11 protein-coding genes and 1 other RNA gene are annotated in these 11,815 nt (G+C 49.9%); 6 read left to right on the top strand and 6 right to left on the bottom strand.

Features of this window, described 5'->3' with window-relative positions:
* Positions 1-2 precede the first annotated feature (2 nt).
* Genes folP through BGX16_RS13370 form a run of 3 tightly spaced genes read left to right on the top strand, consistent with a single transcriptional unit; the run spans position 3 to position 2,924 of the window.
* Positions 3-878, top strand: a complete 876-nt coding sequence (folP, locus tag BGX16_RS13380; protein ID WP_100426499.1) for a dihydropteroate synthase — start codon at positions 3-5, stop codon at positions 876-878.
* A complete protein-coding gene (gene cdaA, locus BGX16_RS13375) occupies positions 875-1,684 on the top strand; it encodes a diadenylate cyclase CdaA (RefSeq protein ID WP_100426498.1) in 810 nt (269 codons plus the stop codon). Before folP ends, cdaA begins: the two co-directional genes overlap by 4 nt.
* Positions 1,685-1,694: 10 nt before the next feature.
* Positions 1,695-2,924, top strand: a complete 1,230-nt coding sequence (locus BGX16_RS13370; protein ID WP_100426497.1) for a formylglycine-generating enzyme family protein — start codon at positions 1,695-1,697, stop codon at positions 2,922-2,924.
* Here the strand turns inward: BGX16_RS13370 and BGX16_RS13365 are convergent, their stop codons facing one another.
* The gene (locus tag BGX16_RS13365) at positions 2,925-3,347 is read right to left on the bottom strand and encodes a hypothetical protein (RefSeq protein ID WP_100426496.1); all 423 of its coding nucleotides are present in this window, start codon (positions 3,345-3,347) and stop codon (positions 2,925-2,927) included.
* A 65-nt stretch (positions 3,348-3,412) separates the two neighbouring features.
* Between BGX16_RS13365 and BGX16_RS13360 the strand changes: the two genes are divergently transcribed.
* Complete coding sequence (locus tag BGX16_RS13360) at positions 3,413-3,778, top strand: hypothetical protein (RefSeq protein ID WP_100426495.1); 366 nt, start codon at positions 3,413-3,415, stop codon at positions 3,776-3,778.
* Here the strand turns inward: BGX16_RS13360 and BGX16_RS13355 are convergent.
* The 3 genes from BGX16_RS13355 to BGX16_RS13345 are packed head-to-tail and all read right to left on the bottom strand — an operon-like array spanning position 3,775 to position 8,084.
* On the bottom strand, positions 3,775-4,056 hold the full coding sequence (locus BGX16_RS13355; RefSeq protein WP_100426494.1) for a hypothetical protein: 282 nt from the start codon (positions 4,054-4,056) through the stop codon (positions 3,775-3,777). The genes BGX16_RS13360 and BGX16_RS13355 overlap by 4 nt on opposite strands.
* A 9-nt stretch (positions 4,057-4,065) precedes the next feature.
* A complete protein-coding gene (locus tag BGX16_RS13350) occupies positions 4,066-5,820 on the bottom strand; it encodes a BamA/TamA family outer membrane protein (RefSeq protein WP_100426493.1) in 1,755 nt (584 codons plus the stop codon).
* Complete coding sequence (locus BGX16_RS13345) at positions 5,817-8,084, bottom strand: DUF748 domain-containing protein (RefSeq protein ID WP_100426492.1); 2,268 nt, start codon at positions 8,082-8,084, stop codon at positions 5,817-5,819. Before BGX16_RS13345 ends, BGX16_RS13350 begins: the two co-directional genes overlap by 4 nt.
* A 34-nt stretch (positions 8,085-8,118) precedes the next feature.
* Between BGX16_RS13345 and rnpB the strand changes: the two genes are divergently transcribed.
* Both rnpB and rdgB read left to right on the top strand, forming a co-directional pair.
* Positions 8,119-8,488, top strand: an RNA gene (gene rnpB / locus BGX16_RS13340) — RNase P RNA component class A.
* Positions 8,489-8,573: 85 nt separating this feature from the next.
* Positions 8,574-9,197 carry an RdgB/HAM1 family non-canonical purine NTP pyrophosphatase gene (rdgB, locus tag BGX16_RS13335; RefSeq protein ID WP_100426491.1) on the top strand — a complete coding sequence of 208 codons (624 nt, stop codon included), beginning with the start codon at positions 8,574-8,576 and terminating at the stop codon, positions 9,195-9,197.
* Here the strand turns inward: rdgB and BGX16_RS13330 are convergent.
* Positions 9,194-10,453, bottom strand: coding sequence for a DUF763 domain-containing protein (locus tag BGX16_RS13330; RefSeq protein ID WP_100426490.1), 1,260 nt, complete (start codon positions 10,451-10,453; stop codon positions 9,194-9,196). The two genes, rdgB and BGX16_RS13330, sit on opposite strands and share 4 nt — an antisense overlap.
* A gap of 4 nt (positions 10,454-10,457) precedes the next feature.
* Positions 10,458-11,813: an aldehyde dehydrogenase family protein gene (locus tag BGX16_RS13325; RefSeq protein WP_100426489.1), complete on the bottom strand. Its 1,356-nt coding sequence runs from the start codon at positions 11,811-11,813 to the stop codon at positions 10,458-10,460.
* Positions 11,814-11,815 lie beyond the last annotated feature (2 nt).

The raw sequence follows: 11,815 nt of genomic DNA, 5'->3' as shown, positions 1-11,815 counted from the left end.
GTATGTTCCGCGATTACTTGGCAAAATCCCACGCGAATCCGTGGACGGTAAAAGACTCTATCATTGCAGGATCGCCTGTCGCGGCGGTCATGGGCATTGTCAACGTAACACCGGACAGTTTTTTTGACGGCGGAAAGCACAACACGCTCGACGCCGCTTACGAACACGCCTTAAAGCTCCTCGACGAAGGCGCCGAAATCTTGGACATCGGAGGCGAAAGTTCTCGCCCCGGAGCCGCTGCGGTTTCAGCTGAAGAAGAAATCGACCGCGTCGTGCCGCTGGTGAAAAAACTCGTTCCGCTCCTTTCCTCCCGAAAATTCTGGATTTCGATCGACACGATTAAATCCGAAGTCGCCTTGGAAAGCATGAAGGCAGGTGCGCACATCATCAACGACATCAGCGCCCTTTCGCACGATCCAAACATGGCAAAGACCATTGCGGATACCGAAGCCGCAAGCGTGCTCAACCACATGCGTGGCAACTTTGGAACGATGCAGCAGGACTATGCTCCGTATCAGGATGTTGTCGCTGACGTGGAACGTGAACTTCTTTTTGCCGCTCAGAAATTAATCGACCTGGGCGTCGATGAAAAAACAATCTGCCTCGATCCGGGCATCGGTTTTGGAAAAGACCTGCAGAACAATCTCGATTTGATCGCAAGCGTGGAAACGTTTGTACAAACGGGCTTCCCCGTTCTCTACGGGATGTCCCGCAAATCCTATATCGGAAAAATCTCGGGGCTTGAAAAAAGCGACCGTCTGATTCCGACAGTCATCTCTGGAATTTTCACGGCCCTGAGCGGTGCCACGGTAATCCGCGTTCACGATGTCAAGGAAGCTGTGGAATCCCTTCAACTCTTAAAGGCATTCCGCAAATGAATCTGTTTAAGCTGTTTGGAGTCATCGATGTCCGTTTTGCCGACATTCTCGACATTTTCCTTGTGTCGATTGTCGCCTATTACGTGTTTTTGCTCTTCCGCGGAACACGCGCCGTGCAGATGTTTGTCGGCGGTGGCCTGCTGCTGATCGGCTGGATCCTTGCGCAGTGGTGGGATCTGCATACGGTCGTTTGGCTGTTGAGCAATCTTGCTACCCTCGGCATTATCGCGATCGTGATTCTTTTCCAGCCGGAAATCCGCGGAGCCTTGACGCGTATCGGTCAATCGGTGGGAAAGATGAACCTGAAGAATCTTTTCTTTCACCAGAGCGGTCTTGAACTGATCGCAGAAGAAATCGGCGCGGCTGTGCAGGACTTGGCGAAGAACCAATTCGGTGCGCTGATCGTTTTGGAAAACCGTGTGGGTCTTCGCAATTATGCGGATACCGGTGAACTTTTGAACGCCCGCATCAGTTCGCGCCTTTTGCGTGCGCTGTTCTTTCCGAATTCTGCTTTGCACGATGGCGCCGTGATTTTGAACAGCCATAGCATTGTGGCGGCAGGTTGTATTCTTCCGCTCCCGGCAATTACCTCGGAGCAGGATTCCGGCTACGGCATGCGTCACCGCGCAGCAAAAGCCCTTGCCGCCGAATGCGACGCCATGGTGATTGTCGTTTCCGAAGAAACCGGTTACATCTCGATTGCATATCGAGCTTCCCTTCGCCGAAAGCTCAGCGTCAAGGAAGTCGAAGAAGAAATCAAGCGCCATTGGCACGACCTTTTTGAAGGCGATTCCAGTAAAAAGTAAGTGAGACATCATGACCGAAAACGAAAAGAAAGTATCCGATCGCATCCGTCAAAGAAAACGCCGATACCATTTGACCATCTTGATTTTGATGGTTCTGCTTTTGTTAACGCTCTTTGTGGTGCAGTGCGAGCTTTCCAAAATGCAATCCGACATGCTCGCCGAACGAGAAGCCATGCTCGACAGCATCTCGACTTATGACAATCTCCGTTTGGACAGCTTAAAGCGTTACAACGACAGCCTTGAAGCAGCCCGTGCAGACAGCATCGCGCGTTACAACGATAGCCTTGCGATCCAACAGCCCAAGGAACTTTCACCAGAAGAAAAGGCGCACCAGGACAGCATCGCCAAGCGTCGCAAAGAAATCCGCGACAGCCTCGAACGCGAAAAGAAGGCATTGGAAGACAGCCTCAAGCAGGCACGTGCAGCCGTTGCCGATAGCATAGCCCGTGCTGACAGCATCCGCAAAGCCGACTGCATCGCCTACGCGAACCGCGACTCGATTCCGCCAGAAGCGACGATCGTCCCGCCGGAAGGCCGTTACTACGACCCGATTCAGCTGAAAGTCAAGTGCGACGAATACAAGTGCAAAACCTATTACTCGATCGGCGACACAAACCACATCCAGGAACTCACGAAAGCTGTGGAATACAACAAAACGGGTGACGTCTATTATCTTGCAGAAGACTCTGCAGGCAACAGAACCGCATGGCAAAAAGTCCATTACGATATGGCAAGCGATAACGTCTGTGGCAAGAACGCCTATCCAGTTCCCGTCAACGGCAAGACCGTTTGCGTGGACGCTTATGAATATCCGAACCAGCCTGACGCTGTTGTTAAAGATATGGTTTCCCATGAACAGGCAAAGACCCTTTGCGCAAATGCCGGAAAGCGCCTTTGTCAATTCGACGAATGGTCTGCCGCCTGCAAGGGCAAGGACAATTTACGCTACTCTTACGGATCTTCTTACAAGCCTGCCAAGTGCAATACGAATTCTTCCAAGGCTCGCCGAGCCGGTCGCAAGGAACAATGCCGCAGCTGGTACGGCATGTACGACATGAACGGAAACCTCTGGGAATGGACAGATTCTCCGGCCGAAGGGGCAGCAAACCGTTACATCGTCGCCGGTGGCGCTTGGGATACGCAGAATCAGAGTAAGTGCACAGATACCAAGTACAGCTTCTATCCGCAGAACCAGTACAACTTCGTCGGATTCCGTTGCTGCGCCGACGCAAAGCCGTAATTAGGGTTCACCGAGAAACTCGACATGCAAGTGTTCATTTGAACGACCCACATCTTCCCACAAGACGAAAAAGCGCTTCTCCAGCGCTTTTTTGATAGCGGAAACCAATCCCGAACGTTTGTGCTTGGGAACATCGGAAATGCGAAAATCCAGAGCGAGATTCAGATAATGCTTGGAAAATCGGGCGTGCCAGCTGAAATCGTTCGCACTGGTGATCGTCGGTCGGTAATGATCTCCCATCACCTTATGAAATTCCGCCACGACAATTAATCCAGCGGTGTCCATCACCGATTCGAGTTTTCCAGTATAAACCCCAGGTTTCTGATTCGTCCGTTGGATGAGCAGACGGTGAACATCTTTCGGCCCCCATTCCGCACAAGCAAAAGTGCAAAGAGAGAGCAGAAAGAGAAGAGTCTTTCGCATACACGCAAAAGATAATTTTTTTTGCACGACTTTTTATTATTTTAAAGAAAGTCATGGAGAACCTTATGAAAAAACTTTTTTGGATTGGCGCCCTTGCGGCTCTTGCAACTCTCTCTTCCTGCTCCAAAGAAAAGCCGGTTTTTACCGGACATTGGCAGGGCGAAGACGATATGATTTTTGAAGTTTTCCAAACGAAGGCTGGCGAAAACAATTATACGATCCGCAACATCAACGGCGATCTCTTTGCAAGCATCGAAGGCGATTCCGTTCTCACGGGCAAGAATTCCCTCGACATGCCTTTCTATATGCGCGTCAAAGGCGACTCCGCCTTCTACCAGTTCGGTACAATTATTTCTAAGTACAAGAGAATCAACGCGAGCACTTACGAAAGCATTTACAAGAAGCTTCAGCCGGCTGTACCCAATAATTAAAGCATCGAAACCAAAGTTCCTGCAACGACGACCGAAAGCATCAAGTTCAGAAACAGCATCGTTCGACGCAAGATCTTTAAAAAGGATTCCTGAAGCAGGGGTCCTTTTTTTCCTGTATACTCCTTGATGCCGAGCACAACTGTAATCATCCCCGTCACCACGAGCATCAACGCTCCGAGATAATAGCCTTCCAGCCACACGAGAATGCTGATCCACGTCCCGAGAATCATGGCAATGAAGCCGATTGCAATTTCCACAAGGTAACGTTTCTGATGCATAGATCCTCTCTAAAGGGAAAGTAGTGCGACAAGGCTGAACCTAGGAGTTTTACTGACCAACGGTCCATTCAAAGGCCAGCTGAGATTGATATGATTCACGAGACCCGAAACGGATTTCGTCATGACGAATCTGACGCCAAAGCCTGCGATATAAGTCAAGTCTCTCGGTTCAAATTCGTGTATGCTAGCGGAAGTTTCCCCCGCTTTAAAGAATACGGCAAAGACAGGCGCAACCGTACCGAGTTCAAAGTGCGGAAAGAAGCGCTCTTCCAGCTGACCGTAGAAACGGGCCTGGCCCGTGTAGAGGTAAGTCGGAAAACCGTAGAATTCCTGCCCCGCTAAACCGCCGAGCGAAAGCTGTCGACCGTAAGCGGCACGCTTGTAAGTATCCATGTACCCGGCGAGCTGCGTCGAAAACCATTCATTCGAACGCCAGATGTATTCGAGCGAAGCGAATTCGTAAATGTCCCTGCGTGTGTCCGAGTTAAAGTAAAAATACGACTTGGCGTTCAGCATCAAATGATGCATACGCGATCCCAAAGCGAGATAAATCTTATAATCTAAACGAGCATCGTTGTCCATCGCTCCGAGCGCTTTCCAGTTCTTGGAAATGCCCACTTTAAGGCTATAACCCTTTTCTATGTCTTCTGTCCACTTCGCATGCTTAAAGTTCGTTAAACGGTCGTAGCGAATGCGCGAAAGGGTGATGTTCAATCCCAAGCGGGAATCGAGCTGTTCCGGAACCCAATCTTCTACAGCCGCGGAATTCAAGGCGTAAACCCGATCGTCGTCTTCATCGATAAAGCGGTATCGCGACACAGACTTGTAAGAGCGTCCCAGGCGATGGTAGTCATAGCTTGCGCCGAGGTAAATTTTAAATTCTTCTCCGCCAAAAGAATGTCCGAGTCGAAACGAAGCAGAATCCTCTTCCATTTCGTTCACACGCAAGACCGCATTGCCGTGCTCGCGGTTATAAATCGGAAGCTGATCCTTGACCGAGTCCGCAACAGACAGAGAAACTCTTTTCGACGGAAGCTCCCCTGTCCAATAGTACTTCGTATCCTGCTTATCTACAAAGCCCGCAATGGTATAAGCCCATTCATTCTTTTTGCGGGAAAGATACGGGAGGTACATCGTCGCGTAGTGGGTGTAGCCATCCGTATTTTCCGAAATGGAAAATTCAAAACGGTTGTTGCGGAAGAGGAAGTTGCTGTTGTTATACAGGCCCATGAACTTGTCACGGAACGGGTCGTGCGAATAATAAACACCGATCGTTTGACCGAATCCAAGGAAGTTGTTTTCCCAGATGCCGATGCCGTAACTAAAACCGCCATCATCAGGACGGTCTAAAGAGGCGGCAGGAGACAACGTCCAGTTATCGCTCGTTTGCACATAAAGAATATTCTTGCCGTCGGGCGTCACCTTGCGATGAATATGCGCATCGGCGATATACGCTTGGCTTCGCAAGTTCTTTTCGCTTTCGATAAGTTCATACAAATTCACCTTGTCGCCCTTGTCAAAGAGCAAGAGCTTTTTCACCACGGACTTGCGCGTTTCAATGTGAATCGTATTTCCGATATCGTAAAGCGTGCGGTCAGCCCACGAGTAAGCCTTGGAATCGTCAAAGGCATCCCCGTTGATGACCACAATGGAATCCACACTAAAATATTTGAGAGAGTCCGCACTCGGACGGGTAAACGCCGGTTCGGGCAAAATATCCGCAACAGCAAATGCGGCAAGAAACAAGACAAAGAAAAGGATCACGGAAGTTCCACCGACATACGGAATTCAGATTTTTTACCAATCGAGCCTCGTTCAGCTGGCGTTGCCAAACGCACCTTCAAATTCTTAGCGGTCACACCGGGCTGTGCGCTCAGCGCCTTCAAAAGCGTTGCGTTGCGATCTTCGGCAAGGGCGTTCAACTGAGCCATCAAAGCTTCATCACTGGGGCGCTTCCATGTAGCGGCAAACTGTTTAAAACCTTCATCTTCTGCGGTTTCAAGTGCGGCCTTCATATCGACCGGGGTCAAACTCGTTTTGCCTGTATGAGACTTGTAATAGGCTATCTTCTGCTGGCCAAGCGCAAAGGCTTCGATCTGTTTCTTCGGATTGTAAACCTGAAGAACCGTCAGCTTGGCTCCCGGCTTTTTCGACAAGACCTTTGTCCATTCCGAAGCTACACCGTACTGTTCACTTGTAAAGTCGTCTGCAGCGATGTCAAAGGCAAAATCACTCGGAACGGAAGATCCTAAAAGAAGCTTCGCCGGAGAAAGAGCCACCTTGATCATCAAATTCATCACGGTCTGCCAAATAATTTTACCGTAAGAGAATTCTGGATCCTGCAAGTTCCCCTTCACCGGAACGTCGAACGAAATTTTTCCATCTTTATCCTTCAAAATGTAAAGGCCTATCTTCATCGGAACCATGTATTCCGGCTCTGCATCCGAAGGCTTATCGCCCACCGTCAAATTGTAGATATCGATCATGTTCTTGCTGTCGATATTGTAATTCTGAATGACGTTATCCGACGCAAAGCCAAAGGATCCTGCGGTCAGCGGATAACCTGTATAATGTTCGGAATACTTGGAGAAATCCACCATGTTCACATTCTTCACGGCGATGTTTGCTTTCAAAGAAGTCTGGTCTGCCGGCATGAGCTTTGCCGAAACTTTTGCAGAACCTCCATGCGGAAGGGTGGCGCTTACATTCACGCTCGCCTGCCTGTCGAATGCCACATTCGAAGCGTTCACAGAAATGCCCGAAACCGTGTAGCTAAAGCCTCCCTTGATCGTGTTATCGTTGAACGTAAACTTGGTGTCCGAAACGGAAAGAAGTTTCAGCAGAGCATCGAGCTTTTTCGCCGGAGCATCCGCAGAATCTTCTTTTGCAGAAACGGCGGTCTGAACCGTATCCGGAAGAGCCATCAAAACCGAATCGGCAACGGCGGCAGAATCCTTCGACGGGGTCTTCGCCTTTGCGGAGAGCAGCACTTTGATGTTGTTCGAATTTTGATTCAGGTCAAAGTGGGCGTATGCGCCTTTCACCATGACCGAGTCGATGACAAAACGGTTTTCGTTCAGATTCGCCTCGGCGATTCCCACGCCCATATGCGCAACGCCGATCGTCTTGCCTGAATTTTCAGTCAGCACGACATCGTCCACGACGACCGTACCCTTCGCCGTCGAAGCCATTACATTGGAGAGATTGCCTGCAACGGAAATATCCGCACAGACGACACCCGAAAGATCCTTAAAGTTCAAGACACTTTCAAGATAAGGCTTGACCATTCCGATGGCAAACTGGTTCAGCTTTACGTTCACCGCAAAGTCGCCCTTCTCCATATTCAAGTCTGCATTCACACCGAGCGATCCGCCGCTTACAAATTCCAGGTTCACGCCTGCCGATGTATTCTGATTCGAGAAATAAACTTCAGGAATCTTGACCGAGAAGTCTCGAATCGAAATATTCGAATTCACTTCCTGATCGATAAAGATCACGTCACCCGAAAGGATTGCGATTTTCTGGATCGAAATGCCGAACGGTAGCGCATTCACCTGTTCCGCCACATTCACCTTTGCCGAATCTGCCGCAAGAGTATCCACCGGAACGGCAGGGACAGCCTCTGCCTTCGCAGAATCCGCCGAAGCGGCAAACTTGTTCAAAATATCGGTAAAGTTAAAGATTCCGCCATTTTTCATCACTCTCGCATAAGGAGAATCGATCTTCACTTCCGAAAGACAGATGTCCCCGATCAAGAGGCAAGACGGGTCGATGTTCACATAGAACTGTTTGAAGGCGACGAACTTTGCTGAATCGTCCTTTTCGAAAAGCGTAAAGTCGTCGACGGAAATCGTAAAGCGCAACGGGTTAAAAGAAATGTCCCCGATCTGCAGTCGACGGCCTACGAGTTCCTTGGAGTGGTCCTCTATATAGCCCTTGGCGATCTTGGGAGCGGTAAAACAGGCCGCTATCACTAAAACAACCAGGATCGCAGCCACAATTCCGACGAGACGAAGCGCTTTTTTCATATTTAAAAGGATAGAAAATTATGCTACATTTGAAGTGGGACGACGGATGGCCGCTCTCGTGAAAACGAGGGAGGAAAGTCCGGGCACCGCAAGGCAGGATGCTGGATAACGTCCAGGCGTAGAAATACGACGGATAGCGCAGCAGAAAACATACCGCCTCGCAAGAGGTAAGGGTGAAAAGGCGAGGTAAGAGCTCACCGCGTTTCTGGTGACAGGAACGGCACGGCAAGCCCCATCCGGTGCAAGACCAAGCAGAGTTCCGTACTCTTCGGAGTGCCTGGGTAGCCTTTTCCAGCTGGAATTCGGGTAGGTTGCTTGAGGCCGCTAGTAATAGCGGATCCAGATAGATGGTCATCGCCGACCTTTGGCCGGCACAAAACCCGGCTTATAGTCGTCCCTTTTATGAGAGCCTCTTCGAAATGGAGAGGCTCTCGCCTTAAAAAAAGCTATCGTTGCGCCCGAACCCAAACAAGACACGGTCGAAACAAAATGAAACGCTTATTTGTGATCGCCACAGGCAATCCGGGCAAGATCCGCGACTTCGCCTTCATTCTCGGAACGGAACACAACGAGTTCAAAACTTTAAAAGATATCGGTTTTGACGGAGATATCGACGAGAACGGAGATTCCTTTGCCGCAAACGCGATTATCAAATCCAATACCACAGCCGAATGGCTCGCGAAAAAAGGGATCGAAGCGACCGTCCTCGCCGACGATTCCGGCTTAGAAGTCTTTTCCCTGAACGGAGAACCGGGAATCTACAGCGCTCGCTACTGCGGTCACCATGATGACGACGCAGCGAACAACGTCAAGCTTATGAAAAAGCTCGAAGGCGTAACCGACCGCAGCGCCCGTTACTTCTGCGTCCTTTCGTACCAGACCGTTTCGCAAAATGCAGATGGAAAATTCGAAATTTCCAAACCTAAAATCTATGAAGGCGAATGCCGTGGACAAATCAACTTCGCCCCGATCGGCGATAAGGGTTTCGGATACGATCCGCTCTTTGTTCCAAATGGAGAAACCCGTACATTCGCCCAGATGGAACTCGCAGAAAAAAAGCCCATCAGCCACCGCGGAAATGCGATTCGAGCCTTGCAGGCGGATTTAACTTAATCGCCCACCGTTCGCCCACCCCATTCTTCGGAGTGGGCTTTTTCATGCGCAATCGTCTTGTCGAAATCGGCTAGAGGAGAACAGTTCCTTTCCACAGCGAGCTGTGTTTGATACAAACGGTTCAAACATTCCATTTTATCGCGGTCGCCCAACTTTGCCTTTTCAATGGAATCCCCGAGAACGCGGATCGATTCGTCGTAAACCCGGGTCGGTACGGGGAACGGATGACCGTCCTTTCCGCCGTGCGCAAAGGAGAACCTGGCCGGGTCATGAAAGCGGGAAGGAGTGCCGTTGATTACTTCGCTCACAAGCGTCAGCGACTGTAAGGTACGCGGTCCAAGACCCGGCGTGAGCAGTAAACTTTCAAAGTCCTTCGGTTCAGATTCGTAAGCAGTCGCAAGGACACCGCCCAAGCGTTTTAAGTCCACATCTTCCGGGCGAACCTCATGGTGTGCAGGCATTCGGCAGTCACGGTTCGTGCTCACGATAATCGGATCGGGTGTAGGTAAGAACAGGTCGGTCTGAGCCGGAACGATGATGGATGCGTTCGGCTGTACAATCTGCACTATTTCGCGCATCATACGCCCGGGATCTTCGTGGGAAAAATCTAAAATCGAAGACCGGGTGCGCCGAGCCTTCTCTGCCGTCAAATTCAAAATTTGTCCGCGATTTTCGCCAATCACGGCGGTATGCGGATCCTCTACAAAGGATCTTAAATTTGAAGAACACCAGTGGTAACGTCTGGCAGATTTCGCTCCGGAGTTCATGCCCTGCTGCACTACGGCCCAGTCTCCTTCATCGGTTACGATGAAGTTATGCTGGTAAAGTTGAAAGCCGTCCTGGACGGCGGTATTGTCCACTTTGGCACAAAGTTTACTCGTGCGTTCCAAAGCGTACCCGTCTAGGCCTGTGGCGTTTGCGACTTCCCAAAGTTCTTGCGGCGTTTCCCGAGAATACTTGCCACGGCCACCGCAAACGCGAATACCGAGTTCCTTTGCTATCGGATTCAAGCCTCTCTTGAGCGCATACATCACACTTGTCGTAATTCCCGACGAATGCCAGTCCATGCCAAGGACAGCGCCAAACGACTGAAACCACAGCGGATCGCTTAAGCGTACCAAGAATTCTTTTTTCCCGTAATTTTCAACGATTGATTCTGCGATCAACCGCCCCATGTCACGCATGCGATCGGCAAGCCACCGGGGAACTGTCCCCGAATGCAAAGGCAAATCCGCAACACCCGTTCTTCTCGGCATCTTTCTACTTCAAAAAGAAATGGACCAGTTTCTTTTTCGCATCCGTAAACGGCGGATAGCGGAAATCCAAATCCAGCCAGGTCCCCCGTTCTAGAACGCTTTCCTCGTGCGAAAAGGTTTTAAATCCCGCTTCCCCATGGTAACGCCCCATTCCACTGTTCCCGACTCCGCCAAAAGGAAGTTCCGGAGAACCGATTTGCATCAGCGTATCGTTCACGCACATACCGCCAAAGTGCAATTCCCGTTGAATGTTTTGAACGCGCTTTTTATTCGACGTGAAAACGTAAAACGCCAGCGGATGCGGAAGCGTTTGGAGTTTCGCAAGCATTTCCGCTTCGGATTCAAATGAAAGGATCGGGAGTATCGGACCAAAAATTTCCTGTTGCATCACCGGAGAATCCCAGGCGACATCCGAAAGAAGGGTCGGGGCAAACTTTTTACCGGAAGCTTTTCCGCCGAGGAGCACCTTTTCATTCTGCACTAAATTTTGCAAACGCTGTAAATGCGGAAAGTCGATTATATTGGCAAGCGTTTCCGTGTTCGCGCCTTGCGGGGCAAACGCTTTGAAGGCTTTCACGAGCAGAGCTTCCAACTTTTGCTTCATCGATTTTTGCACATAAAGAAAATCCGGTGCAATGCAGGTTTGCCCTGCATTCGTGAGTTTTCCAAAAGTAATTCTTTGAGCGGCGAGTTCAAGATTTGCCGATTCATCGACAACGCAAGGACTTTTGCCACCCAGTTCCAACACGACCGGAGTCAAATTCCGAGAAGCGAGTTCCATCACGTGGCGTCCCACATTTGGACTTCCCGTAAAGAAAATCAACCGGAAAGGTTCCGACAAAAGCGTATCGGCTAGCGCGTGATTTCCCAAAGCAACTTGCACATCCCCATTCGGAAACACTTCTTCCGCAAGCTTCAAAAGCAAATTCGACACATGAGGCGTTTTAAAAGAAGGTTTTACGACCGCCGAATTCCCTGCCGAAATCGCCGATATCAAAGGTTCCACAGCGAGTAAAAATGGATAATTCCACGGCGAAAGAATGAGCACCGGACCGTAAGGCCTATAAAGCTTGTAACTCTTCGCCGGAAAAAGCGAAAGCGGCGTTTTCACAGGCTGTTGGCGAGCCCACTTTTTCAAATGTTTTTTCACATAGGAAATTTCCGAAAGGGCTATCCCTATTTCCGTCATGAACGCTTCGTGATTCGACTTTGCAAGATCAGCAAAAAGAGCTTTTTCTATTTCCGATTCCTGTTCTTGAATCCAAGCGTAAAGCGCTTTCAAATTCTGAATGCGATATTCGACATCGAAAAGTTTTCCCGATTCAAAAACCGCCAAAGCCTTTTCCAAAAAAGGAGTCATTT

The organism is Hallerella succinigenes, assembly GCF_002797675.1.
Taxonomy (GTDB): domain Bacteria; phylum Fibrobacterota; class Fibrobacteria; order Fibrobacterales; family Fibrobacteraceae; genus Hallerella; species Hallerella succinigenes.
Note: the sequence above shows the minus strand (reverse complement) of the source record. Positions and strands in the feature narration are given on the sequence as shown.